The organism is Nocardioides asiaticus (assembly GCF_040049175.1).
In the GTDB taxonomy this organism is placed as follows: domain Bacteria; phylum Actinomycetota; class Actinomycetes; order Propionibacteriales; family Nocardioidaceae; genus Nocardioides; species Nocardioides cheoyonin.
In genome coordinates this window covers 430,475-455,198 of record NZ_JBDZDM010000005.1, presented here as the reverse complement: position 1 = coordinate 455,198, position 24,724 = coordinate 430,475, and the positions used below count along the sequence as shown (strand labels likewise).

The 24,724-nt window shown below is 67.6% G+C and carries 25 protein-coding genes and 1 pseudogene; 7 read left to right on the top strand and 19 right to left on the bottom strand.

Annotation, left to right across the window (positions count from 1 at the left end):
- Window positions 1–20 precede the first annotated feature (20 nt).
- A complete protein-coding gene (locus ABLE53_RS19820) occupies window positions 21–530 on the top strand; it encodes a hypothetical protein (protein ID WP_348860868.1) in 510 nt (169 codons plus the stop codon).
- 240 nt (window positions 531–770) lie between these two features.
- Here the strand turns inward: ABLE53_RS19820 and ABLE53_RS19815 are convergent, their stop codons facing one another.
- The 9 genes from ABLE53_RS19815 to ABLE53_RS19775 form a co-directional block, all read right to left on the bottom strand.
- Window positions 771–1,235, bottom strand: a complete 465-nt coding sequence (locus ABLE53_RS19815; RefSeq protein WP_348860867.1) for a hypothetical protein — start codon at window positions 1,233–1,235, stop codon at window positions 771–773.
- Window positions 1,232–2,536, bottom strand: a complete 1,305-nt coding sequence (locus ABLE53_RS19810) for an HNH endonuclease signature motif containing protein (RefSeq protein WP_348860866.1) — start codon at window positions 2,534–2,536, stop codon at window positions 1,232–1,234. The genes ABLE53_RS19815 and ABLE53_RS19810 overlap by 4 nt, the downstream gene beginning before the upstream one ends.
- A complete protein-coding gene (locus tag ABLE53_RS19805) occupies window positions 2,533–2,769 on the bottom strand; it encodes a hypothetical protein (RefSeq protein WP_348860865.1) in 237 nt (78 codons plus the stop codon). Before ABLE53_RS19805 ends, ABLE53_RS19810 begins: the two co-directional genes overlap by 4 nt.
- Window positions 2,770–2,958: 189 nt before the next feature.
- Complete coding sequence (locus ABLE53_RS19800; protein WP_348860864.1) at window positions 2,959–3,585, bottom strand: excisionase family DNA-binding protein; 627 nt, start codon at window positions 3,583–3,585, stop codon at window positions 2,959–2,961.
- A gap of 172 nt (window positions 3,586–3,757) precedes the next feature.
- Window positions 3,758–4,261, bottom strand: a complete 504-nt coding sequence (locus tag ABLE53_RS19795; RefSeq protein WP_348860863.1) for a hypothetical protein — start codon at window positions 4,259–4,261, stop codon at window positions 3,758–3,760.
- Window positions 4,254–4,877, bottom strand: a complete 624-nt coding sequence (locus ABLE53_RS19790; protein ID WP_348860862.1) for a hypothetical protein — start codon at window positions 4,875–4,877, stop codon at window positions 4,254–4,256. The genes ABLE53_RS19795 and ABLE53_RS19790 overlap by 8 nt, the downstream gene beginning before the upstream one ends.
- Window positions 4,874–5,542, bottom strand: coding sequence for a hypothetical protein (locus tag ABLE53_RS19785; RefSeq protein WP_348860861.1), 669 nt, complete (start codon window positions 5,540–5,542; stop codon window positions 4,874–4,876). Before ABLE53_RS19785 ends, ABLE53_RS19790 begins: the two co-directional genes overlap by 4 nt.
- Window positions 5,535–5,933 carry a type 1 periplasmic-binding domain-containing protein gene (locus tag ABLE53_RS19780; protein WP_348860860.1) on the bottom strand — a complete coding sequence of 133 codons (399 nt, stop codon included), beginning with the start codon at window positions 5,931–5,933 and terminating at the stop codon, window positions 5,535–5,537. The genes ABLE53_RS19785 and ABLE53_RS19780 overlap by 8 nt, the downstream gene beginning before the upstream one ends.
- Window positions 5,930–6,733 (bottom strand): metallophosphoesterase family protein, encoded by an 804-nt coding sequence (locus ABLE53_RS19775; protein WP_348860859.1) that lies wholly within the window; start codon window positions 6,731–6,733, stop codon window positions 5,930–5,932. The genes ABLE53_RS19780 and ABLE53_RS19775 overlap by 4 nt, the downstream gene beginning before the upstream one ends.
- Window positions 6,734–7,079: 346 nt before the next feature.
- Here ABLE53_RS19775 and ABLE53_RS19770 point away from each other — a divergent pair, with 346 nt between their 5' ends.
- Both ABLE53_RS19770 and ABLE53_RS19765 read left to right on the top strand, forming a co-directional pair.
- Entirely contained in the window at window positions 7,080–7,358 is a 279-nt protein-coding gene (locus tag ABLE53_RS19770; protein WP_348860858.1) for a hypothetical protein, read from the top strand.
- Between the two features lie 142 nt (window positions 7,359–7,500).
- Complete coding sequence (locus ABLE53_RS19765; RefSeq protein WP_348860857.1) at window positions 7,501–8,481, top strand: tyrosine-type recombinase/integrase; 981 nt, start codon at window positions 7,501–7,503, stop codon at window positions 8,479–8,481.
- Window positions 8,482–8,604: 123 nt separating this feature from the next.
- On the opposite strand, the gene ABLE53_RS19760 is transcribed toward ABLE53_RS19765, so the two are convergent.
- Window positions 8,605–9,183, bottom strand: coding sequence for a hypothetical protein (locus ABLE53_RS19760; RefSeq protein ID WP_348860856.1), 579 nt, complete (start codon window positions 9,181–9,183; stop codon window positions 8,605–8,607).
- 96 nt (window positions 9,184–9,279) lie between these two features.
- Window positions 9,280–11,031 carry a CHAP domain-containing protein gene (locus ABLE53_RS19755; RefSeq protein ID WP_348860855.1) on the bottom strand — a complete coding sequence of 584 codons (1,752 nt, stop codon included), beginning with the start codon at window positions 11,029–11,031 and terminating at the stop codon, window positions 9,280–9,282.
- A gap of 47 nt (window positions 11,032–11,078) precedes the next feature.
- Between ABLE53_RS19755 and ABLE53_RS24860 the strand changes: the two are divergent.
- Both ABLE53_RS24860 and ABLE53_RS19750 read left to right on the top strand, forming a co-directional pair.
- Window positions 11,079–11,243 (top strand): annotated as a pseudogene (locus ABLE53_RS24860) (helix-turn-helix transcriptional regulator); the annotation flags it as partial.
- A 33-nt stretch (window positions 11,244–11,276) separates the two neighbouring features.
- Window positions 11,277–11,972, top strand: a complete 696-nt coding sequence (locus tag ABLE53_RS19750) for a hypothetical protein (RefSeq protein ID WP_348860854.1) — start codon at window positions 11,277–11,279, stop codon at window positions 11,970–11,972.
- Window positions 11,973–12,020: 48 nt separating this feature from the next.
- On the opposite strand, the gene ABLE53_RS19745 is transcribed toward ABLE53_RS19750, so the two are convergent.
- A complete protein-coding gene (locus ABLE53_RS19745; RefSeq protein ID WP_348860853.1) occupies window positions 12,021–12,587 on the bottom strand; it encodes a chloramphenicol phosphotransferase CPT family protein in 567 nt (188 codons plus the stop codon).
- 38 nt (window positions 12,588–12,625) lie between these two features.
- On the opposite strand from ABLE53_RS19745, the gene ABLE53_RS19740 reads away from it, so the two are divergent.
- On the top strand, window positions 12,626–12,748 hold the full coding sequence (locus tag ABLE53_RS19740) for a hypothetical protein (protein ID WP_348860852.1): 123 nt from the start codon (window positions 12,626–12,628) through the stop codon (window positions 12,746–12,748).
- Between the two features lie 115 nt (window positions 12,749–12,863).
- Here the strand turns inward: ABLE53_RS19740 and ABLE53_RS19735 are convergent, their stop codons facing one another.
- The 5 genes from ABLE53_RS19735 to ABLE53_RS19715 form a co-directional block, all read right to left on the bottom strand.
- Entirely contained in the window at window positions 12,864–13,406 is a 543-nt protein-coding gene (locus ABLE53_RS19735; protein ID WP_348860851.1) for a class F sortase, read from the bottom strand.
- A gap of 230 nt (window positions 13,407–13,636) precedes the next feature.
- Entirely contained in the window at window positions 13,637–16,075 is a 2,439-nt protein-coding gene (locus ABLE53_RS19730; RefSeq protein WP_348860850.1) for a hypothetical protein, read from the bottom strand.
- A 271-nt stretch (window positions 16,076–16,346) separates the two neighbouring features.
- Window positions 16,347–16,691 carry a hypothetical protein gene (locus ABLE53_RS19725; RefSeq protein WP_348860849.1) on the bottom strand — a complete coding sequence of 115 codons (345 nt, stop codon included), beginning with the start codon at window positions 16,689–16,691 and terminating at the stop codon, window positions 16,347–16,349.
- A 252-nt stretch (window positions 16,692–16,943) separates the two neighbouring features.
- Window positions 16,944–17,399: a hypothetical protein gene (locus ABLE53_RS19720; RefSeq protein WP_348860848.1), complete on the bottom strand. Its 456-nt coding sequence runs from the start codon at window positions 17,397–17,399 to the stop codon at window positions 16,944–16,946.
- Window positions 17,400–17,526: 127 nt separating this feature from the next.
- Window positions 17,527–18,198 carry a hypothetical protein gene (locus ABLE53_RS19715; RefSeq protein ID WP_348860847.1) on the bottom strand — a complete coding sequence of 224 codons (672 nt, stop codon included), beginning with the start codon at window positions 18,196–18,198 and terminating at the stop codon, window positions 17,527–17,529.
- 442 nt (window positions 18,199–18,640) lie between these two features.
- On the opposite strand from ABLE53_RS19715, the gene ABLE53_RS19710 reads away from it, so the two are divergent.
- Window positions 18,641–19,927: a hypothetical protein gene (locus ABLE53_RS19710; RefSeq protein WP_348860846.1), complete on the top strand. Its 1,287-nt coding sequence runs from the start codon at window positions 18,641–18,643 to the stop codon at window positions 19,925–19,927.
- An 80-nt stretch (window positions 19,928–20,007) separates the two neighbouring features.
- On the opposite strand, the gene ABLE53_RS19705 is transcribed toward ABLE53_RS19710, so the two are convergent.
- Together ABLE53_RS19705 and ABLE53_RS19700 are read right to left on the bottom strand one after the other, a co-directional pair.
- Window positions 20,008–22,548, bottom strand: a complete 2,541-nt coding sequence (locus tag ABLE53_RS19705; RefSeq protein ID WP_348860845.1) for a DEAD/DEAH box helicase — start codon at window positions 22,546–22,548, stop codon at window positions 20,008–20,010.
- Window positions 22,545–24,557, bottom strand: coding sequence for a site-specific DNA-methyltransferase (locus ABLE53_RS19700; RefSeq protein WP_348860844.1), 2,013 nt, complete (start codon window positions 24,555–24,557; stop codon window positions 22,545–22,547). Before ABLE53_RS19700 ends, ABLE53_RS19705 begins: the two co-directional genes overlap by 4 nt.
- Window positions 24,558–24,724 lie beyond the last annotated feature (167 nt).

The window sequence follows — 24,724 nt, the reverse complement described above, 5'->3', positions numbered from 1 at the left end:
CAACACCGAAAGGCTATTCAATGAGCAACGCAACCGCGATGTCCCTCACCACCGACATCACCGGCTGGACCGACGAGCAGGTCGTCGCCCTCCGGGCCGCCGTCACCGAGATCGCCACCAAGTCCTACGTCACGCCGCTGCCCGACTCGGGAGACATCGACACGACCGGATGGACAGCCGAGGCGTACTACGAGGCGATCAAGCGCCTCCTCAGCAAGCACCAGGTCCAGGTGGGCGCGATCTTCGAGACGGTGAAGACTGGCAATCCGTTCGTCAGCCGCGAGGCTGTGTACGAGATCGGCTCCTACCCGCAAGGACGCTCGCTGAGGGGCTTCACTCGACCGGTCAACCGCGTCCAGCAGGAACTCGTCGACGAAGGTCTTCTTCCGGACGACGCTGCCGACCTCCTGGAGACGGTCTACGCTCCCGGCGCGTCGGGCTACCAGCGCGCCGTCGGGTTCCGGGTGCCCCTGGAGGTCATCAAGATCGCGCAGGAGGAGGGTGCCAAGCGCGGCGAGAGCAGGCGCTGACCGTCGGCTTCTCACACGGCCGCTCGCGACTCTTGGGTCGCGGGCGGCCTGCCCATTTTGCGCTTCTCGCGTCCGCTCAAGCCCGGCCACTCTTGGCTACGATTGAGAGCCGTGCCGAAGCAGCCCGCGGCTGCGATGCGCTGTCGCAGGCGACAGCCCGCAGGCGTCTCGGGCACCCACGGGCTGTCAGGACCATCGTGCGCCCGCCGCGGTGGTCCCGTCAGCGGTTCGCCGAACGACTTACGGGCTCTCAATTCTGAGGCGGAACACGATGCTGTCGAAAGCGTACGGCTCGCCGCCGAAGTCGAGGCAGCGGTAGCGGATCCAGCCGTCGTCGAGGTCTTCGCGCAGCATCCCGGAGGTGTATCGCTGGCTCTCGAAGCCTGCGTGTCGGCCGCTGAACCAGATGTTGTAGAAGACGAGCCTGCCGTCCGTCTCCATGACTTCAAGAATGGTCTCGGGTGGCGCGTTGTCCGCCCAGATCGTGTAGGCGCGAGAGATGGCGTCCTCGGTGCGCAGTTCGCCCTCGGTGGCGATGAAGATCCCGTGGCGCCACCGTTCGGCGGCCGACTCGAAGACGACCCTGACCTTGTCGCCGGTCGAGATGGGCAACGCCTCGATCATGAGGGCTTGCTCGCCGTTCGGCCCGGCGATCTCGGTGTTGACGGTCCGCCCAGGCAGGGTCCGGTTAGGCTCGCGGCTCATCGCTCGCTCCACATCTTGAGGAGTTCTTGGGGGTCGAATCCATCGGGGACGGGGCCGGTGTAGTAGCGGTGCGGGTCCAGGGCGGCGTGCTCCCATGGCCAGACCTCCCTGAGGTTAGCGGGTGCGTGTCCGCCGCCCTGGTGCCGCGGCACGATGTGATCGAGTTCCATACCGACATCGATCTGCGGGTGCCGCGGCGGCCTTCCGTCAGCCATCAGTTTCAGATCGGAGGGGCGGTACTCGCCTGGTTCCGCCGCGTCTGCGACGTTCTTCCAGTACCGACTACGGACCGCTGACCACGACGGCTCGTTGCCCGCGGCGGTCAGGTTGTCGATCGGGTCCCCCACGCGCCACCCGCGGGCGCGTGAGGCGAGGGTCTCGACGGCGTCGACCGGGGCAGGACGTTTGAAGACCTTCGAGATCAGGCGGCTCAGCGCAGTCGTGCCGCCGCGTTCCGCTCCGGCGCCGCCACCGATCGCGGCGGTGCCGACGACGAACGCCCAGTAGCCCGCCTGGTAGCGGCCGGACTCGTCGACCGGGGAGGTCCGGTAGTCGGTGAGCGCGTCGGTGGCAGACCCGAGCCCGCCGAGTGGGTTGAGGCTGTTGCCGACGTCGAACCCGGACTGGAGCAGCCCCGCGCCGAGGCCCTTCAGGCCGTCATCCGACTTCCAGCCGGAGGGGACCTGCCAGCCGTGGGTGACGAAGTGGATGCCGTCCTTCCACCACGGGTTCCCGTCCGGCGGGGTCGGCGAGGGTGCCCTCGGTGCGGCCTGGGCCGCGGTGTGAAGTGTGCTAGCGCTCTTGGACGCGGCGGTCTCGACACTGTGCCGGGCCTCGACGAGGGTGTTGACCGCCCCGAGGATGCCGAAGTCGTCCGGACCGGGGCCCGGGGCGGTGAGGGCGCCGGTGGTGGCCGCCTGCTGAGCAGCCTTCTTGGCTGCCTTGCCTTGCTCGTATTGCCGCTTCGCTGCGGCGGCCTGCCCGCGGGCGTCGACGATCGCGTTGGCGTAGTCGTGGAGCGCCTGCTCGGCGTCGTCGAAGTGGCTGGCGGCGGTCTTGAACTCGCTGGGCTGGTAGTCGATCAGGTTCTGGAACCGTGTCGCGGCCTCGCCGGTCCAGTCGACCTCGATGTACGAGATGGCCTTGGCGACGTCGATCAGGACCGCGGCGACGGCTCCCGCTTCACGGGCGGCGTCCCGAATCGCGCCGACGTTCCCGGGGATCATCGCCTCCGGCGACAGGCCAGCCTCCAGGTCCGCTCGCGCGTCGCCGGGGCCGGTGATATCCCACAGGCCGGTCACAACGGCTCCAGGCCCTTGATCGCGGCACGCAGCCCAGCAGCGGCGTCGACGTCGGTGTGCAGGTAGTCGCTCACCGCTTTCCGAAGGCCCTGCGCGGTCCCTTCCTGGACCTCGGTGAGCACGACGAGACCCGTGGTCCAGGCGGTCCCGAACTCGGTGAGGGCCTCGGCCATCGTCGGGTTGCCGAGGTCAGCACACGAGGTGATCGAGGTGAGGCGCTGGTCTGCCAGCATCGAGACGATCTCATCGATGCCGCCTGCGGCAGCGATGAGGCTGTCGTAGGCAACCGCGAGCGGTTTACCGTGGGCTCCGCCTGAGTCCGAGACCATTGGCTCCCCCGAGATCCAATGCCAGCGAGTCGGTCAAGTGGCGGCACCCTACCCGGGTCACCCAGTCGTCAAACCACGAGCCCGCCGAGCCGTTTAGACCACCGGCTTCGCTCTCGACGCCCGCCTTGCCCGCGCGACATTCTCGATGTGGCTGCGCCGGAGCCAGAACCGGTCGCCGACCCGTGTGGCGGGCAGGCGCTCGTCGTGGATCTGCCTGATGACGCCGCTGCGCGAAATCCCCAGCACCCTCGCCGCCTCGGTCACGCCTAGCCAGTCGTCGTTGCCGTCCTGTGGCGGCAGTCGGCGCAACGCCCGCTCCTCGCGCTCCCGCTCACGAGCAACCGCTTCGCCTGCTGCTCGACGCTGGCGCCTGCTCCGCTCTTTCGGCCACTCTTTCGCGAACTTCTCAACCGACACGCGGCTCAGGCCCGGCTGGCGGCGATGCGCGTCGGGTCGTGTCTCGATCAGACCCGCCCGGACCGCCTCCTCGATCACATGCACGGGGCAATCGACGATCTCGGCCGCGGTCACCCGGGAAACCCACCGGTGCCGCTCGGCTGCGAACCGCCGAACCTCGTCCTCGTACAGCAGGTAGCCGCGCCCACTCGCAATGCGCTTCAACAGGCCCTCGCTCGACCACCGGTCCACAGAATCGAGAGAGGCGCCGAGGATCTGGGCGGCGGCGCGCTTGTCGATCAGACCCCGGGGTTGTGCGCTCACGCCGCGATTGTGCCCGACCGGGCGCCCGGCACGGCCGCATCCCCGAATCGCCGTGGGGACGCTCATGCGACCGCGCCGGGGCAAAGAGAGGCCCCGCAGGCGGTCTCGGGTCACCTGCGGGGCGAGCACAATGATGCCTCGGCCGAGACCGTCTCGTCAGCGGAATGGCTCCCTATCCACCCAGGCATCGCCGCTCGGCCTCGGACCTCAGCGCTCGATAGAGCCGTGTCCCCCGCAGCCACTCGTCCGGATCCATCTCGATGTCGGCGAGTCCGGCGATGACGCAGCCGCCGTGAAAGCCCGGCGCAGACCGCGGCAAGAAGTCGTCGATCAGCCCCAGCAGGTGCGCGTCAGCGAGGTCGCGGATCTGGCGCACGGTGCGCCACCGATCGACCCACACCTCGTCCTGCTCGAAGATGCGCAGGTCGAGCATGCCGGGCGGGAGGTCGCCTGCGTCAGCCGCCTTTGCGAAGTCCTCAATCACCTGTGCGGGCGTACGACCGATCTCCCGCGCGACGCGTATGAGGGCCCGGATTCCGGCCGGGCCTACCCCGAAGAGCGACGCCACGTAGCGGACGGTCAGCCACGGATCGTCCTCCGACACCACCCCACTGTCGAGTAGTGACAGGGTGACGGCTTCGGCCAGTGCGTCGGCGTCCACGCGGTCGTCAGTCATTCGTCTCGACCTCGCCGAGAGCCACCAGGTACTCCGCGACGGACCCGTCACGTCCGGCTCGTGACGCCCACCAGCGCCGGACCCGGCTGTCCGGGTAGCCGCGGGCCAGCCCGTCCAGGTACGCGTCGAGATCCGCAGCGAACCTGATGATCGCGGCCTGGCGGGTCGGCCCGTTCGCCCGCAGACCACGGAGTTCTGCGCCGCCCCAGACCAGCCAGCCAGACATCGGGTCCGCTGGGTCGTACTCGCCACGGTCCTCGATCGTGGGCAGGTCGCACGGCGGCGCGTCGGGGCCAGCGGGCCGGATGTCGACCACGCGTGAGGATCGGATCGCCTCGCGCGGCGTACGGCCGTAGATCATCGCCACCCCGAGCGACGGCGGTTCGTCGACGGTCCGGCCGTCCACGATCGCCCACGGCCCGTAGCCCAAGACCGACCAAAGCGGCGGCTCGCCGAGCGTGTTGATCCGGCCCGAGGCGCGACGCATCGGCTCCCTGCGGCAGAGGCTCGCCGGCCCCGTCCAATCAAAGAAGGCGGCGGTCCCGTGCTCGGTCCGGACCCGCCAGACCTGTCCGTCGTGGTCCCGAGGGAGCGCATGGAAATGGAAGTCGCTCATCGGATGCGTTTCCTGACCGACCACGCCTCGACCCGGGCTACGTGCTCGGCGGTGATCCCGACAGTGCCGTCGACCCAAATGCACAGTGCGTCGTCGAGGCGCGGCGTATGCGAGATCATCGCTCGCCAGTCGTCACGCCACGAGCCGTCTGCGGCCTCGCGCTCGATCATGTCCCTGCCGGGCGGCCTCTGCGGCACGAATCGCGGATGGCGCAGGTATCGCTCATCACCAGGCCCTGTGTGGTCGTCGAGCCAGGCGATTCGCGACACGTCATGCTCGGCCGCCCAGCGGCGCACGAACGCCGCCTTGATGGAGTGCTCGCGAGGCGGATCACCGTGGACCCGCTCCGGCAGCCCGACCTGCGGGAGACCGGTCGGGAGCCCCACGAGCGGAGCGACGACCTCCGCCGCGTTCGCCAAAGACGAGCACCACACGATCGGGCCGATCTCGGCGAGGCGGGCCACCAAGGCGGGAGTCTCCGGCCTGATCCGCAACGTGCGCTCACGGCCTCGATGATCGGTCACCTCGTGCTCAATGACGTCCCGAGGCCAGGTGATGTCTTCCTCAGGCCGCAGCGTTCCGAGAGCGAGGTCGAGCGGGTCGTATTCGGGCAGCACGCTGATCACGCCGTCCATGTCTACGAGGACCGCGGGCGGCTCAGTCATCGCGCCCCTCCTGGTCGACCAGCACCGTCTCCGTGACCGACCGGCGCAGCACGATCTCGACGCGCTCCGCTCCGGACGCACGGAGGTGCGCGGCGAAGATCCGCAACGTCTCGGCGGCCAGATCCAGATCGAAATGGTCCGCGGCAGTCGGATCGGTGCCGCCGAACATGTCGACGAAGGTGTCGCGGAGCGCGCGCAGCACGAGCCCGCGAGCCTCCTCGACCGGTTCTAGGAGGATTGAGCCGTCGGACTGCTCGGCCATCTCGTAGACGCGGCCCGGCTGGCCCCACGCACCCGGCAGCGTGAAATAACCGTCCTCTCCGACGGTGACGAGGGGCGCCTCATCACGGTCAGGCGTCGGGTGCCTGAAGATCTCGCCGGGCGTGCTCATCGGCTGGCCCAATCGGGCTCGTCGAGCGTGGCCAGGTCGAGGTAGCGCAAATTGCCGACCCGCTCCTGATCGGAGGCGAGCGCCCAGACGTGGGTGTCGTGGTCGGCGTCGGGGACGCGGACGGTCGCCTCGCCGCGCACGTGATAGTGGCCGTGCACGAACAGCCGAGGCGCCACCGCCTCAAATGCCTGGTGCATCCGGGCTCGGCCGACGGCCGCATAGCGCAAGGAGTCGTCCGGCCAGCCCTGCGGGTTCGTCGCGATGATCTGCGCGACCTGCGGGACCGCGTACGGCACGTCGGGGCTGTCGTGGGTGACCATCACGTCCGCGTAGCCGCCCGCCGCGACCCGCTCCACATCGTCCTCGGTGATCTGCTCCTCCACCCACCAGTCAGTGCCCTGGCTTCGGAGATGCTTGTCCACCGACGGCGCGCCGCCAAGGGACACGAACGAGCGGCCGTCGATCTGCCAGCGGTAGCCGCGCGGCAGTACCGTGATGTGTTCGGTCAGAGCGATGGGTTGAAGCGGCGCGCCGTCGCTCTGCGCACGCTGGTTGTCCCATCGCTGCTCCAGGCGCCCGTGATCTTCGTGATTGCCCGGAGTCACGAGGATGTGGACGCCGTATCGGGCGCACGACGACTCGACGCCCATAAGGAACCGCTTCCCGGTCCGGCCTGGCCAGATGCCGAAGTCTCCGACGTGCAGGACGGTCGAGACGCCGCGGTCCGCGACGTTGAGAATCCGCTCGCGCGCGAACGGCTGGTTGCCGTGCCAGTCCCCGGCAAAGGCGATCGTCGTCATACGCACACCCTGTGGCGTCTGGTCTGGCGGGTGCGAGCGAGATTCATCAGGCCCCTCCTGGGCGTGAGTCATGGGCCGACCTTCGTCGGGGATTCACGCGCAGGGGTTTCTCTACGCACCGGCCCGGCGAGGTGGGCTTCTACCTCCCAGGTGCGCGGCGGAATCAGAATCGCAGACATCGCCGACAACTCCACGCGACGCGCCTTGGCATGAACCAGCCACCGGTAGCGGCTGTCAGGAAGATGCCAGCACGGGGCCGCAGCGCCCTCGCCCGGCCCCGCACACCCAGAGGAGTGTCGGCGCCCCGCCGACACCGAGCACACGCACCGAGCCCCCGGGAGTCACCATGCCCCAGAACGCCTTCAACGCCCGCGCCGTCGTCGACGGCGCCACCCTCACCGTGACCGCGCACGACGATGGCAGCGTCAGCGCCACGCTGCGCGACAAGTACGGCGTGCTGGTCGCCAAGGCCAACCGCGCTTGGGGCAAGCCCAGCGGCAGCCCCAACCTCTCTCTCGCCGCGACCCTCCTGCACGAGTTCATCGGTACCCTCACCGAGCGCGGCGTCTCCGGCTTCCGCGCCTGCGGATGGTCGTGCGGTTGCCGACGCGATGAGGATGAGTAGGTCGATGAGGCGTTCGACCCCGAGTATCGGTGACCCTCGACCGCCGGTGGTTGAGTGCACGCGCCCGGGAGCAACACCGACAGGACTCAATTCGTCACATGGGACGTAATGCCGATTTTGTAGGCAACTTTTGGAGGCTCCGATGACCGCTGAGCACCTGCCCGCGACCGTCCCGATGGCGCTCCCGGACGTGCGTGCCGCGGCGATCGTGTCCCCGCCCCGCGGCTTCCCGCTCTCCCGGACCGCCGAGGCCTACCTGGCGGGACGCAACGACAGCACCGTCGCCGCCTATCGTCGCGGTCTCGCGTCGTGGGAGGCCTGGCTGCTCGCGCTCGGCGTCGAAGCGGGTGAGGCGAGGCCGGAGCACATGCGCCGCTGGATCGCGCACCTAAAGGACGCTGGCCTGTCGGCGTCCACCATCAACCAGCGCGTCGCCGCGGTGAACGGACTCTATGCGTGGGGCCGGGAGAACGGCCTCACCGACGCGAACCCGACGCTCGCCAAAGGCACCGGACTCAGGCAGCAGGAATCGGCCACCCGACGGCTCGGCCTCGCGCCGCGCGAGGTGCACCGGCTGATCGAGACCGCCAAGATCGACGCCCGCCGCGACGGCGGCCGCGGCGCCGCCTTCGTCGCGCTCCTCGCCGGATGCGGCCTGAGGGTCTCCGAGGCGACCGGCGCCGACACATCGGCTCTGAGCGAGTCGCACGGGCGCCGGGTGCTGCGCGTCGTCGGGAAGCGCGACAAGATCCGCGAGGTCGCCATCCCGGCCGGGGGCTGGCATCTGCTCACCGAGTACATGGCCGACCGGCTCCAGGAGGACCACGAGCCGCTCTTCCTCACCCGGACCGGCAAGCGCTGGACGCGGACCGAGGCGCACGACTACCTGCGGCGTCTGGGCCGCCGGGCCGGTCTCGACCGCGATCTCTTCCCCCACCTGCTGCGCCACACCGCCGCGACGACGGCACTCGACAAGGGTGCGCCGCTGGACACCGTGCAGCACATGCTCGGGCACGCGTCCCCGGCGACCACCGGCGTCTACACCCGGGCCCGGCAGAGCGTGCTCTACTCGCCGACCGAGGCGATCTTCTCCGCCTACGAGCAGGCAGAAGAGCCGGAGTGACCGGCGCGAATCGACTCGCTCGCGATTCCGCCGCCCGGGAGAATCAGACCAGGACCGACCGCACGCCCCTCTACTCCGCGGGCGCGGCGGACGCCACCGGTCGGCCGAAGCGCTCTGGCCAGATCACGCCTTGCGAGCCAAGACGACAGCAAGAGCCACGGCCTCTTCCAACCATTCGTGAAACGGCTGACCATGCAGCGGCGCCCTGGTATCCGAATCGAACTCGGGTAGTTGCGCGTGACGATCGGGACACCTCGGGCAGGCAACGATCGCGACAGGGCGACACGCGCAGTGGACAGGGTCTTGCCGTGCCGACCGCTTTCGGAGACCGCGTCTAGCGATACGCTCGCTGCGCTGGACGAAGTGCATGAAGAGCAGATCCCCGTCGGGGGTCAGGAGGTCACTCGGCAGGGGTTCGCGGTTCCTCGGGTAGACCGGGAGTGCCCAGCCATGCACGTCTTGTCGTCCGAGGCCGTAGTTGAATGTTGCCAGGCTCTGCGGGACGTATGCCTGGAACGACCCATGCTTGCCAAAGGTCGTGACCATTGGCACGTGCTCCGAGGCAAGGAACTTGGCGGCTTCGCGCAGCAGTCGCGCGGACTCCTGCCGGACACGGCTATGCGCCTGGCGGTCATTTTCGGCCGCGCGGCCTTCGGCGTCCGTGCGTCTCTCCAGTCGCCGCACGGCGTCTTCAAAGTCCATGTCGTTCCCCCTTTATCCAGTGGCAGCGAATCGCTCCCACACTGACCGGCCGACGGAGCGGGGCCTCCCCCACAAGGCCCCGCCCCAAGTCCAGCACTACTTCACGGTCACGTAGGTGCAGTTGAGGAGGACGTTCGACCCGACCCCGACGTTCACGGCGTGCGTGCAGACCTTGTGCTTCCCGGCCTTCGCGGCGGTGGTGTTGTCGAACCCGAACCGCGCGCCGCGGTGATACGCCCTGTCGACATCGGTGCGGGTCTTGGACGCGGTGACAGTGCGCACCTTCTTGCCGTCGAAGTAGTACAGGATCTTCACCGGCGAAGTCGTGTTCGGGTCCATCGCCCAGCCCCTCACCCTGATCGTGCCCTTCCCGCCGGTGACACCGTCGACGTGGCCGAAGGGTGAGCAGTTCATGCGGTAGCAGCCGGTGATCGCGGTGTCATCGACCTGGACGGTGGGCAGCGGGCCGGAGTATGGCTTCCACGACGACACGTAGTACGGGTGCCCACCATTCACGATCCTGTAGACCCGACCCGATTTGTACCCGGAGATGAAGGTCCCGTCGTATGGCAGGGACCGCAGGTGCTTCGCCAGGCCGGTGCCACCCGCGTGCTGGACCGCCCACTGGTCGATGCGGACAGTGCTCTTCTGGCCGCCCACGTTCGCCCAGTTCCAGATGTAGAGCGGGGCGCCGCCTGCGATGACGTAGGAGCGTCCTCCGGCGGTGATGTAGGTGCCGTTGGTGGGAGTGGTCCGTAGGTGCGAGTACTTGCCGCTGCCGCTGGCGTGAGAGATCGCGGAGTCGTCGACGGCGATCGTGGGTTTCTGGCCGCCCACGTTCTTCCAATTCGAGACGTACTCGGGCGCTCCACCGGCCATGACGTAGACCCGGTTGCTGGGCTTGCCGGTGATGAAGGTCCCGTTCTTCGGGGTGGACCGCAGCGACTTCCATTGCGAGGCGGTGAGCGCCGTGGTCGGCTTGCTGCCACCGAAGACCTTCCACGACGAGACATAGATCGGGGCTCCGCCAGCGATCCGGTAGACATCGCCGCCGTACGACACGAAGGAGCCGTCGGTGACAGTTGCCGAGGAGCCCTTGGGACTGACGAACGCCGAAACGTGAGGGGTGGCGCCGTTGCCGACCACCAGACCACCGGCCGTCATCGCCGCACCCACTCGCGCCTGCGACGCGGGAACGCTGTTGATCCGGTAGACGACGCCGTTGATGTTGCCGTGGATCGCGTCGATCGACCCATCGGAGTTGACCGCGGCCACGAGACCCACGTGGTCGGCCCACCCTGTCGACGAGTTGTAGTTGAACACGATCGCGTCGCCGACCTTAGGCGCGTAAGTCGAACTCGTGTGGATGGTGCTCCCGTTCTGGCTGGCCGCGGTGATGAACGTTCCCGACGACGCCGTGATCCCGGCCACGGGGAACCCAGCCTGCGCCCAAACCCATTTGGCGAAGTCGGAGCACCAACTCTCACCGTTGCAACTGGTGTAGTAGCCGGTACCGCCAGCCGAGTTCTTCGAGCACGGGCCGTTGCCGACGTTCGCCGCCGCAATCGATCCGATACTCGACGTGCTGGCAGCCGACGCTGGCGACGCGCTGCCCACTGCAAGCGGCGCCAGCACGGCAAGCACAAGAGCCGCGACTATCGCGGCAACGGTTATCGGCGTGCGCGCGAGGCGCAATCCAACGTTGCGGTTCGTGGTCCCCATGTTCATCCCCCGAAACTGACAATGCCTTCGTTCTGGCGCCGTGTCCTGCGCCAAGCAGAGTGTGATCCAACCGAGGCCCAGGTGGGGCACGAATCCCAGGATGTTTGGACCGCGCGCGACAAACATCGCCGAAGTGTGCCGCGAGCCTCCGCGACGCTCGGCATTCTTTGGCCATGGCGAATCAAGGGAACGGTCCCGCAGCCGCGTTTGGTCCGTCTCTCCAAGCGCTGCGACTGAAAGCGAAACTGACGCAGGCCGCGCTCGCCGGAGATCTCGGAGTCGCGCGGTCAACACTGGCGAACGTCGAGGCTGGTCGGGAGCGGCCAAGCGATCGGCTCTGGGCGGCACTGCGTGCTGCTCACCCAGAATGGGTGGAGTCACTCCGCGACTCCTTCGAGTCCTCTAGGCAGCCCTTCGCGGCCGGAGCGTCAGCGGTGGAGACCCCTGTCGACGGGTTCCTCGGCGGGCCGTTCAGCCTCGAACGAGTCGCGTACGTCTACCTGTTCGAGGAGTCCCGCAGCCCCAACGAGATCATCGAGATCCGCCGCGTCCGGGCGCTTCGCGACGGTGCAAGCACATTCGGGCTCAGCCTGAGAAACACCGAGTCCGATGACTTCGGACTCGACCAGCAGGTGCTATGGGGCGGCAGCCTGACGACCACCAAGGGGGCAACCGCGGACGGCGGGGCAACCCACTGGAGGCGGATCGACTTCGGAAGGACACTACGCGCCGGTCAGAGCCACGAGTTCGCACTCCGGACGTGGATCGAGGTGGACCCGGAGCCCCAGACTGAGGTCTGCTTTGGAGTGACCGTCCCCGCCCGCGAGGTCAGCATTCATCTCGGATTCCACGGGAGCCCGCAGCCGAGCGAGGCTTGGCGCTACGGCCCGCTACCCGATGAGTCCGCTATTCCCAAGACACCTTCTGGCGGTCGTCGCGTGAAGATCATCGGCAACAGCGTCAGCGCCACCTTCCGGAATCCGGTCTCCGGTCCGATTTACGGCCTCGCGTGGCGCTGGACGCGGCAGCCCGCAAATGGCAGCAGGGGTCCGCAGCGGCGGCTTTGAACCGCGACCCCTCCGACAGTCCGAGTCTGGCCACCTAGGTGTCGTGGGTCAGCCATTCGCCTTGTGTCGGCGAAGTCGGTCGAATGCCTTGTCCGGGCCGAGTGCCGGTAACTGCGCGACGATGCTCGCGGCGCAATCTTTGGGGCTCGCGCTCGTCGTGTCGACGGTGATGTCTCGGTCCCCGTGTCGGAACACGCTCTGAGAGCGAGCCAGGCCGACGGGACGGTCGCCTCGGGCTGTCTCCCGTCGATCCAGTTCCTCCGGGCTACACCGAACGTCGATGACCGTCACGTCGTATCCGTCGAGCACGTCGAGCAGATCGTCTAAGCGCCAGGGTTCACTGAGTGGGTAGTCCATGATTACGTCGTTGCCGACGGACACCAGCGCCGCGACCGCTCGGTGATAGCCCATGCGCGTGCGACGCAACATCGCTCTGACCTCGGCCTCGTCGAGGACGCGGGAGTGTTCAGTGGAGCGCATCGCTCCGAGGGCATCGACAGGGAAGTGGAACCACGGATCGGGCAAGACTCGCTGAAGCGCGCGACCGATGCTGCCCTTTCCTGAACTCGATGCGCCGTTGAGGAGGATCACCCGCCCGCGCTTCTCTGTCTCCACGCCGAGAAACCTATCGATGCCTGATCGTCCTCGCTCGCGTGGCCGACCCGCTCGGGCTCCGGTTCGAGACCGTCGAGCAGGCCGTCACCTACTTCACCAAGCACGACGCCGAGGTGCGCGCGATCCTGCTGCGGCAGGACGCCGAGGGTCGGAGCGAATAGCGATTGATAGCCCCGAATTGGGATTTCCCAATTAGTCGGCGGTGGACGTAAAGAGGGGCCCGGCAGGAGCACTACCCCAAACTTTACCCGGGGAGGCCTTCGTAGTCGTGTCGGACTACCGCACCATCACGGCGTACGTGATGGATCTGCCCGTCCAGTGGTACGCACCGTCAGCGGCTTTGACCATTCGTACCCCGCAGGTCACGATCGCGATGGTCGGCTTCCCGGTCTTCCGCAGCAGGTCGAGCGGCAGCAAGTTCTTCGGCGTGCTCCGCTGCCGAGTGACCCGGTAGGTGTGAGCGTGACCGTGAGCGTCGATCGCCCTGATGAGGGTGCCGGGCTTGGTGCTGGGTAGCCCCCAGAGCGGCGACCTGACGCCGCGCTTGCCGACACCCAGGTCGCGGTGCAGATAAGCAACGCTGACGCCGTGTTTCGATCCGATCGGCTTCGTAGAGCGATCCCAGGAAGCCCGGCTGATGCCGCCCTTGATTTGGAGCACGCCGTGCTTCGTTCCGACCGGAACGACGGCCAGCGAGGAGTGGAGCGCGGGGACAGTGAGACTCAGCCGGTGCGCGTTGCGGCGCTTCTGGACCCGGTACGAAGGCATCTGCGGTGCAGCCGGGAGCCCGACGGCCTTGACCCATTCGGACTCGCTCACCGCGGTCCCGACGGGTGCGTCGGCCAGAGCCTGCACCGCCGCGGAACGGCTCGCAGTCGTGGCGTCCGACGCGGTGTCCGGAACAAGAGTGTCGTCGGTCGTCGTGGGCGCAGCGCTGGGCGCGGAGGAGGCGGCGGGGCCGCCCCCGACCGGGCGGGCGCTGGGGGATGCACCGCACGCCGCGACCAGGGACAGAGCCAGGACTCCGAGCAGGAGGACGAGCCGCCGCCTCACAGGGCCCTCCGGCGACGGCGGACCAGGAGGACACCGCCGAGAGCGAGCACACCGCCACCGGCGGCCGCGACCCATCCGAGGTCGGAGTGGTCGGCCTGCGTGGCTGCGGGAGCGCCTACCGTCTTGGCGGTCTTCGGCAGAGTCGGCTTCAGCGCGCCCCCCGTCACCGAGTAGGCGAGCGTCAAGACCGTCACGCGAGCGGTGTCAGACTTGCCGGTCGCGTCAGTGAGCCTGTAGCGGACCACCTCGTCGGCGTCACCGCCGAGACGGTGAGGGACCGTGACGAGCACCTTGCCGCCGACGACTCGCGCCCGGACCCCCTTCGTGGCACCCAGGAGGGTGACCTTGGCCTTGCCGGTGTAGTGGTCGTTCTTCAGGACGCTGACCTTGATCGGCTTGCCGGTGCGACCCGCCGCGTGATCGTCACGGGCGGTCGGGCCGGTGACCGGGGCGGCGTTCGACCGGACCTTGACGGTGATGGTCGACTTCGACGTACCCGTCCAGTCGCGGAGGGTGTACCCGACCCTGTAGGTGCCCGGCTTGCCGGAAACCCGGACAGCCCGGTTGCGGGTCACGGAGGCGTGCAGGCCCGCGGGAACCTTGCCGAGCGTGACGCTCGCCTTCTCCGGCGCGGGAGTCCGCGGCACGTCCAGGTTGATGTCGGTGTAGACGTCGTTCGAGAGCACCTTCACGACTGAGGCGGTGCCGGAGCGCAGCGTCTTGGTGTCGGGACGAGCGTCCACCTCGGGGGTCGTGTGGACGTAGACGGTCTTGCGGGTGCAGATGTCGACCGGGTACGCCGCGCAGATGTCCACGACGAAGGAGTCCTCGCCGCGCTCGCCGGAGTCGTCCTGATAGACGACGTTGAGGTCGCCGTCGTCGATGAGCCAGTCACCTACGCCCAGGCGGTTGGTGGAGTAGCCCTTGGTGAGGTGCCCTCGTGTCGGCGTCTTGACGATGACGGCGCGCCCGTAGGACATCTGGCTCGCGTCCAGCACTGCGCCAACCCACTCGCCGCCCCCGTAGTTATCGTCGGCGATCTCGTCGTCGATCGAGACCGCGACCTGGTTCGCGTCGTTGACGTTGACCCAGCCGTCGCTCCGGCTCGTGGTCGGCGCTGCGGGTGCTGCGGAGTAGTGAGCGTAGACGCCGAGCGTCGCCACGACGGCGCCGTCGGCGTTCTTGAACTCGACCGAGTAGGGCTCACTGGACGAGTACGACGGGTAGGTCAGCGACGAATCGACCGGCGCCGTGATGGTGAGCGTGTCGCTCATCGCCATCTCGACGGGATCCGAGTCGCCGTCCTCGCTGTCGGTGGTCACCCACGGGGTGAGACCGGTTAGGTCGTCGGCGGTGTACCCGGCCTTGGTCGCGAGGTCGGAGATCGTCGCGGAGGTGGAAGTCGGGCCGCCCTCGTAGAAGGCGTAGGTGTGGGCCTTCGACACCGGGTCGGGGAGCCCCTCCAGGGCGTACGTGATCGTGACCGTCGCCGGGGCGGAGCACCTCTGCGGGCTGGTCGAGCGGCAGAGCCTGTAGGTGAAGGAGACCGTCTGCGGGTCGGTCACCCAGACGGACTTCGCCGGTGTGTAGTTGGTGTCGGTGTAGCCGAGGTGGTAGTCGGTCGCAGGCTGCGCGGCCGGGACGAACATCAGAGCACCCACACCCTGCTTGCTCGACTCGCCGCTCTTCACCACGGTCCCGGAGGACGGCTGACTCACGATGTCGAACGCGGTGTCCGTCTTGGTGCCGTCGGTGTAGTCGTTGACCAAGAGCGGCCACGTGTCGTTCGACGCGATCGCCGTTGCGCCGTACACGGCGCTCACCGCGTCGTCGTCGCGGCCGGTGACGCCCTGCCAGCCGTCGAGGCGGTTGTTGTAGTCGGAGACCACCGCGTAGTCGTCTTCCTCGCGGTTCAGATAGACCGGGTTCTCCGCGGTGCCGAAGGTGTCGTCGGCCGTGGTGAGCGCGGTCCCGTCCGAATGCCAGTAGTCGGGGTCGGTCACCGACATCGTGATGTCGTTGCCGTTGACGAGGGAGTACTGACCGGCGCTGTCGGTGACGGTGTAGTTGAAGGTGACGTCGAGGTCCTCGCGCTCCGTGTGGTCGGGCGTCCAGGTGACGGTCACATCGCCGTCAGGATCCCAGGTCAGGGCGTAGGGGCCGTCTGTGTCGGCGTTGCTGCTCGTGGTGTTGCTGAGCGAGGTGACCGTGGCCGTGAGCGACGGGTCCACCACGTCGTTGTCCAGCACGTTGATCGTCTTGGAGACGGGCCGGTTAACCGGCTCGGTCATCGTGAAGGTGGCCTCGTCGAACTGCCCCTCTAGTGCCACAAGGGCGTGGGCGGGAGTCGGCGCGAGGGCGAGACCGGAGCCGACGCAGGCGGTCAGCGCGGAAGCGGCGAGGATGCGCCGGGTGCGGGTGGTGGATCGGATCATCGTGACCCTCCAGGGGTGAGGTGCTCTTTGAGAGGTAGGTGCGCGGCGGGTCCACAGAGTGATTGGGCTCAGCCGTTGAGGATCTGAGTGGAGGTCTGCTCGATGCCCGAAGCAGCGCTCGCGACATCGGTGCGGAGGACCGCGCGGTCGCCTGGGTAGGTCAGCGTGAACACCGGCCGGGCCTCATCGACGATTACGCCGGTCGCCTTCGTGACCGAGGGGATCCCATCCCAGGAGGACGGGGCCACCTCGCCCGAAGACACCTGCCGGGTCAGGTCGCCGTCGGCGGAAACCGCCCAGCGGATCCACGCGCCGCCGCCAGCGGTGTCGTAGAGGATCGCCTCGCTCGGCGAGACGGTCGGGCCGTGGTCGATGAGTCGGTGATGCCGTCGGTGGCCTTCGAGGCATCGGAGGCCACCTGGTCCACCACCAGGAGGGTCTGCGACGACGAGAAGTTGCGGGCGTTGATGTCGTTCCCGGACGCGGACGCGTTCAGGTAGAAGGTGAGGAAGCCGCCGATGATGATGGTCCCGACCACCATGCCTATGAGTTGGTTGATGACCATCGAGCCGCGCTCGTCGCGGCGGGGGTTGCGGATGCTGATGAAGGGGCTCATCGAGGCTCCTGTGCTCGCAGGGGTTGGTGTGCGAGAGGTAGGTGGACGGCGTCGATCCGGAGCGACGACAGATCGTCTCGTAATGTGAGACGAAGCCCCGGCCCGAGCGTTGCGGTGTCGCTCGAACCGGGGCTCGGAAGGCGCCCACTCAGCGCCCTAGGAATGAGGGAGAGCCCGGCCGGTGTGAAGAGAAGAGTCCCGGCCGGGCTCTCGGTTGAGGCGACCAGGAGAGATCGCCGGTCCGGGTGTCGGTCAGCCGCCGACGGTGCAGGAGAGTCCGAGGCCGGAGCCCTCCTGCTTGGTGGTGATGCCGCCCTGGGTGGAGTCGTAAATGGCGTAGGCGTCGTCGTCGTGGGTGATGACGAGGCAGAAGCCGGTCACGCCGTCGGTGGAGTAGGCGGAGACGGTGTCGTCCTTGGTCAGGTGCTGGCCGAGGGACTCGACCGCGGCGTCGTCGAGCGAGGCCGGGTACGTGCTGTCAGTGGCCTTAGCCTCCACAGCGAGACCGATCGACTGGGCGTCGGAGGTGACCGAGGTCAGGTAGGCGTGCTGCCGGTAGGAGTCGACCGCGGAGACGGCGATGAGGGCGACCAACGCGAAGATCGCCATGCCGATGAGCACGTCCAGGATCAACGATCCCTGTTCGCCATCGACCTCCTGGATGAAGCGGTCGCGCCAGGCGGCGACCTTCTGGGTGAACTGGCTCATGGGAGCCCCTCTCGTCACGGCCCCGGAGCGGGGCGAGTCGGTGCCGCCAGGACCGGCGGTCGTGAGAGGGGTGTGCGGCAACGGACGGAGCGATTTGTGATCTGGATCACACCAAGAGAGGCGGGAGTCAGGCAGCCCGACGCCAGCGCGCGAAACGAGCAACGAGCGCGGCGAAGACGCCGCTCAGCCAGTCGGCGAGCAGATCCCGGAACGTAGCGCGATGCAGGGAGCGCTCGGTCATGACCTCGCCGTCGTCCGTCGTGTCCCCATCGGCCCAGTGGATACTCAGGCCCCGGGCCGGGTCCCAGACCGGCAGATGGGTACCGACGGCGAGCAGCGAGTCGAGCAGCGTCACCGCATCCGGCTCCGCAGCGGCCACCTCGTCCTCGTGGAACCGCGGCAGCGACAGCGTGGCCACGGGCGCTACCGCGACGGCGCGGAGAGTCCCCGCAACGGCCGTCGGGACCGGCCGGGCACCAAGACCCTCCTGGGACGCGACCGCTTCGAGGGCCGCCCAGTCGAGGTCGCTCAGCGCCCGGTAGCCGGTGCCCCCGGCCCGTCGGTAGCCCGCCAGAGCGAGTACGGTCCGCTCCCCCGCGTCGGTGACCTCGGCCAGCCACGCCTCCGCCTCGGCCGCCACGTCACCCTCCTGGGATGCGAGCACACGCGCCGCGTCGCGCGCCTCGGCGGCGTCACGAGACTCAACGGCCGCCAGTGCTTGGGCCCGGGCCTCCTCGGGCGTCGCGCCCGCCCGGACCGCGGCGGCACGCGTACGCCGATAGAGGGGACTACTCGCCACACAGCGGCGCCCGCCCTGATGCTTGTTTCGGCACACGGTTTGCCTTCTTCCTCGTCGGCGTCTCACGTCGCCCGGAGGGTGTGCGGCTGCGCGGGGAGTGCTCGGCGAGCACCGTCGGTGGATCGCTCACACCGAGTTCGGTGCCTCTGGAGAACGTCGCCAGACTCTCGCTCGTCGGGGCGATCGCGGCGGCCTGTCAGTCAGGAAACGCAAGCCGCCGTGACGGACGACGGCGTGAGCACACCGATGTTGTCGCTCTCCGGCGGTATCCTGACTGAGACAAAGCGAAGGCCCCGGCCGGAGCAAGTCCGCCGGGGCCCTCTGCATGCTTAGACACCACGCAGTGTAGCCACGATTCGGCCGATCTCTGAATCGAATCGGTCACATCGGACTCCTCCGGGTCAGGGTCGACGCACCAGTTGCCGACCCTTGGAGGCAGAAGATGCCCGACCCGGACAATCCACCAAGTCACGATCCCGCGCCCGCAGAGTTCGTGCTCGTCGACCCGCCCTACGGAACGTCTCGGCTCGCGGCGGAGTTGTATGCGCTGCCGAGGAACCTCCGCCGGACACTGCGGGTGCCGGACCACCTGATCGCCGTCATCGACGCACTCGTCACCGTCGTCGACGGGCTCACCGACGACACCGGTCCTGCCAACATGAACGACCGCGCGGAGAAGGTCTTCGAGGGCGAACCCCTCACGAAGTACCTCGCGATGGTGCCCGGTGGTCTCGCGGCCGAACCGCTGGAGACCTACCTCAGCCAAGAGATCCCTCGGGCGATACGGATGTTCGACGGCAAGGACCCGCGCGGTTTCACCAGTCGTCTGCTCGGCGCAGCGAGGTACCACCGCCTGGAGCAGGCGCTGAAGAAGGATCTTGAAGTTGTGCTCGTCGGAGCCCGTCGAGTGTCACGGTGGACGCTCCCCTTCGCTCTCGCGCTCGAAGACATCTGCGAGCCTCTCGGCCAAGGCGCGATGACGGAGATCTTCGGCGGTGGCTGGGATGGGGGGTTCCTGGACTTGATCGTCGAGGGCGACAGGCTGATCGAGAAGGCGGTTGGCTGGGCTGCGCCCGGCGAACTGATCCGGGCCCGGCCCGAGGAGCGCGAGCCGCTAACCGCAGATGCGCTTAGAGCGATGACTGACGAGATCCGCGACGTGATCGCGGGTCAGACCAGCGAGATCCTTAACGACTTGAAGGACACGTTCCGTCGTAAGATGCAGGGCGCTCGTGACGCGCTCGCGTTCTCATCCGATGCGGTCTCCCAGGCGAGTTCCTCACTGATCGAGTTCATCGATCGCTTGCTCCGCGATGCGTTCTCCGACGATGAAGTGCTGGCGTGGCTCGACGAGAACTTCGAGAGCAAGAAGGACCTCGTGTTCTCCCGACGAGACGGCATCGTGAGGCCAACGAAGCGAGCCCAGGCGCTCTGTCTGGCCTACGGGCGCACCAAGATCGAGCAGCGAAACGCGCTCAACGAATTGGCGGCCTCCAGTCTCGTGGCTGCGCGTGCGCGGCTCCAGCAACTGAAGCATGCAGATGACGGGACGCCGGAGGAGCGGGAGCAGGTGGTGATGGCGCTCGCGGCAGTCGAGGGCTTCCTGATGATCGTTGTGCGGTTGTCTTGGGCCTCCGTGCCGAAGGATCGCTTGCAAGCGCTCCAGATGAGATTCCGGCCGCCCGCGCCGGGGGAAGTCGTGACGGAGTCAGGCGACGAGGTCGCCTGACTCTTCGGGGCGCCTAGGCCGCCCAATTCAACGAGCGCCCCGGTCCGCTATCGCGGGGCGCGTCAGGACCCGTCTTCGTGTCAGTACGCCATACCGTGGGAGGCGAAGACGGCGTCCAGGAGGTCCTTGTTAGTGGCCGGGGCGATCGTCTCGGCGATCCCTTCCGTCGTCAGATCGAGCGCCCGAAGGTCGCCTTGCTGGTCGCGGATGACGGCCACGCAGCGCCGGACGCGGGCAGAGTGCTCCTGGGCATACCGAGCGAGCGCCGACCACTTGGGGGCCGCGTCGGCGAGGTCGTGGCGGTGCGGGTCGACGATGTCCATGACGAGCGCACCGTCGTCGTCATGCCAGAACAGGAAATCGGGGTGCATCAGCAGGTGCTTCTCACCGAAGACGTACGGCACGGCCAGCGCGTGACGGCCGCTCGAAGGATTCCGGTACCAGCCGACCAGCGTCTCGGCTTCGAGTTCCCGCTCCAGCACGGCGCCCTCCCAGGAGGACCGCGACGTGTCGACCGGAAACCGCCCAGTGTTCCTGCGTCCCTCCGGGATCACGTACAGGTGCTTGCCGAAGGTCGGGATCTCGACCACCTCGTCGTGCACGACCTTCTCGGCGGCCGCCGGGTACGTGTCCCTCGCCTCGACTGTCGTCGGGTGCATCGGTGACGTGCCGAGGTACCAAAGCGGCTCGATGAGGTCACGGACTGACCGCGGCTTCGTAGCGACGGTCGCCTGGTGGGCGTCACGCCAAGTCTTGATGAGCGCCGCCGCAGCGCCCTCGATCACGTCTTTGAAGCCGAGCAACGCCATGGCGGCGACGCGGACTGCCGCGTCGATCTCGTCGTGCCCGCGGTCGCAGAGGTCGTTGTAGTACCAGGCGGCCGTGCCCTCGGGCAGAAGCCGCTGCGCCCTCGCGTAGTAAGAGTCGAGGTCCCGCTCGACGGTGTTGGCCACCGATGTCGCCTGCTGGGCGGTCATGTCGTCCGCCATACCGACCGTCGTCGTGTTGACGATGAGTTCGAGGTTGTCGGCGACGCGGCTGTTGATCTCGTCCTCGCGCTGCTCGTCCTCGGCGCGCATCTGGCCGACAAGCCACTGGCGCGCCTTCTTGCTGGCGTTGGCGACCAGGCCGTGTTCGTTGAGCGCCGCCGCGAGCCGCAGCAGTTGCGCTGTCCTCGTCGAGAACGTGGCGCGCGGCCGCATGTAGGACGGGATGGTGTCCAGGAGGGTGAAGAGGTCACCGGGAACGTCCTTCGAGCGCGCGCAGATCTCGGGCGACACTAGGACCTCGACCTCGACCGACTCGTCCTCGGTCAGGCTGTTGACGACCGTCATGACGTGCTGCGTCTTGAAGCCGGGAAGATAGGCGACGACCTCGTTGAGCCTGTCCGCGCCGTCGTCGACGCGCTGCGCGAGCGGAGTGCGCACGAGTCGGCCGATCAACTGGGCGATCTCGGTGTAGGAGTCCTTCCCCTGGAACGAGACCATCACCTCGGCTCGCGGGCAGTCCCAGCCCGTCGTCAGTGCACTCTTGAAGAGGACGACCCGTGCCCGGTCGTCGTGCTGGATCGCCTCCGGCGGCAGGTAGCGCACCACCCGGTCACCCACATGGAGTGGCCCATGGGGATCGCCGAAAGCGTGCGCCACGGCCATGTCGGACAAGTCCGGCCACCGCGATGCGAGGACGTCGAGGATTTCACCGAGCCTCTTCTCGGTCACCTTCGGCTCCACCTGCACAACCACGAGGGGCTCGACGAGCCGGTCTCCCGTCGCTTCGTGGTGTGCCCGCCACGCCTCGTCGGACGCCTTCAGGTCGTCGACGGCGAGCGCGAGCATTGTGTTGTCGGCGCGCTGGTCCTCGCCGATGTTCCGGATCAGGATCCGGTCCTTCAGCAGGCCGGACTGCCTCACCTCGCCGGGCGGCACATCGACGTGACGCATCGTCCGGCCGGACTGGCCCATGTAGGAGTTGAACTTCTCCGGCGTCGCGGAGATGCCGAGCACGATCGGGGCTGCGGGTTGGTCAGTGCCGACGTTCGTCCGGCCACCGTTCGCGATCGTCCCGGCAATGGTCTTCCGGTCCGTCTCGGTGCTCGACGAGCCCCGGTGCGCCTCGTCCCACACCACCAGGAAGTCCGCGCCGCGCTTGGTCGCGGTGTTGGCGATCATCTCCCAGGCGCCGTACGTCCGCCGGTCAGAACGGGTCCCGTCGGGGCGCACGGAATGCAGCGTCGAGTTCTTCTGCATCGCCTGAATGTGGACGAAATAGATGAACCCGGCTTCGAGCGTCGGCTCATCGGTGTCGGCGAGGAATCGGATCCGGTTCTCGTCGATCCGACCGCCCGAGGCCTCCACGATCTTCCCGATGGTCTGGGCGTTCAGGGCGCGGTCGTCCGTCACCCACACGACGGTCAGATCGGGGTTCGGTTCGCGAGTCTCGGTCCCGAAATAGAGGCCCTCCAGCACACCGGTCGCGATGACGGTCTTCCCAGCGCCGGTGGGCGCGGTGAGCCCGATCGCCGTCTTCTCGCCGTCGCCGAGATAGCCAGATCGCGCCTTGCTCCACGCCGACAGCACGTCGTCGACAGCCTTGGCTTGATAGTCCTCCAGCGTGAACTTCATCGGCTCACACCACCCTCGGTGTTGACCGTGTAGTTGCTGAGGTAGTCCTCGAACAGCCGCACTGTCTCGATGCCGACCGGCAGGCGGGACACTGCGACCTGGTACTCGCTGAGCGAGTCGGTGACGATGAAGACAAGACGTGGCGGAACACCGGTCTTCGTCGTCTGCTCGGTAACCGACTCGGCGAATGGTGCGAGCGCGTCGATGTCGAAGAGCACCCCGTACTGGCTAGTCAGTGCCCAGCCGTCCTCCGGCTCGGTCTCGATGCGCTCCCCGGTTGCGCCCGCCTCCAGCCACAGCAACGGCGCGATCGCCTCGAACTCGCGGCCGCGACGAACGGTGCTCGGGTCGAGGTAGGTCAGATCGAACATCTCGACGTTCGCGGGCAGCCCATCGGAGTAGACGCTCCCGTCGGGACGTTTGCCGGTCACGACGGTGTGGACGCGCGGTTGGCACACGTACCGGAAGACACCGAGTGCCTCCCACTCTTCGTCGCCGGGATGGTGTCCCGCCTTGCGGAGCACCTTCGCCTGTCTCGCGCCGACCTCGTTGTTCGTCACGAGGATCGATTGCCGGGTGCCACCGTCCTCGACGTTGAGCCGAAGAACGGCCTCAGTCGTCGTGCCCGAGCCGCCGAAGAAGTCGAGGACAACAGCGTCCTTCGAGGCCACGAGACGGATCCACCGCATGAGGATCTCCACATCCTTCGGATTCGGAAACCGTCGATCCCCAAGGATGATCTCTACTCGCTTAGTACCCGCGAGCCGCGACGCGGTGAACGTCGGCAGCGCAACGCGTTCGATCTGATCGGCAAGATACCGCTTGTACCGTGGCCGGGTAGTTTCGTCAGGCCCGAAGAGAACACGCCCCTCGGCCACCAGTTGCGACATCGTCTCTTGTGAATACCGCCAGCCATTGGCTGGCACGTCGACGCTTCTCTGGCTAATCGGATGGATCAACGGAAATCGCAGATTCGGCCTCGGGGTAGGGCTCACAAGTGATGTGGATTGATACGGCTGACCGTCGGAGTCGATTTGGTCGTATCGAAAGACCGCAGGCTCGAGTTCTCCCCGCATGGACCGCAGCAAAGAACGGTATAGGCGGGTGGCGACCTCACAGTCGCCCGACGATTCGCTCCAAGCCTCCGATGCTGCCGCAAGGGCGCGATCGAGACCGGGCTTGGGTTCCCGCCACCTTACGTCGGCAACTACCAACGCTTCGAGGCTCCGGGCGTACACGACCATGTAATCAACCCCGCCCCCGGTGAACCTCGCGTCGTTCTTGCCATTGCCCTGCCACACGACGTTGGAGAGGAAGTTCTGGTCGCCGAACACTTGGTCCATCAGCATGCGAAGCCGGTGATGCTCATCGTCACCGATCGCGCAGATGATGACGCCGGTGTCCTTCAGCAGGTCGCGGGCCAGGAGGAGGCGTCGCTCCATGTAGGAGAGCCACTTCGACGACTTCGCGCGATCCGCGGCGTCGACGTACCTGTCGTTGTAAATCCAGCCCTCGTTGCCGGTGTTGTACGGCGGGTCGATGTAGATCAAGTCGACCTTGCGACGGTGAGTCGAGCGAAGCGCTTGGAGAGCGTGGAAGTTTTCCCCGTTGATCACGGTGTGCCAGGGCGCGTCAGTTTCGCCAAACGGGAGCCGCTCGACGGGACGGAGGCCAGGGAAGACGGGCTCACCGAAGCCTCGCACGACGACGAGATCCTTCACCGGGATCTCTCCCCCGTCACCGTCGAGAATCGCCACAGAACGAGTCGTGTCGGTGAAGCCGACGACCCGCCATGTTGCATCGGTCGACTCGTCGCGCAGACCCACCTGGACGCCCTTGCGGATCGGGTGATCGAGCAACCGGACCGACTCGGGCAGATGGCGGTCGAAGACCAGACCGAAGCGTCGGGATCCGCGGAGCAGTTCGACCTCGCGCGCGATGCGTGCACGCAGCGCCTCGTCCTCGATCTGCGCGATCGCGTTGTCGAGGATGTTGCCCTCGTCGGCCACTGTCACTCCTGCCCGTCGGTGCCGAGATCACCGTGGTGTCCCTCGGCAAAGGATCACTCTAGGGAGCCGAGGTGTGCACCCGCAGCAAGACCGCTTGACGACGACGCGGACCGTCGGCATAGAGCTAATCTGCGGCGCTGGACGCCGCGAGGCGCTAGCGTCCGTCG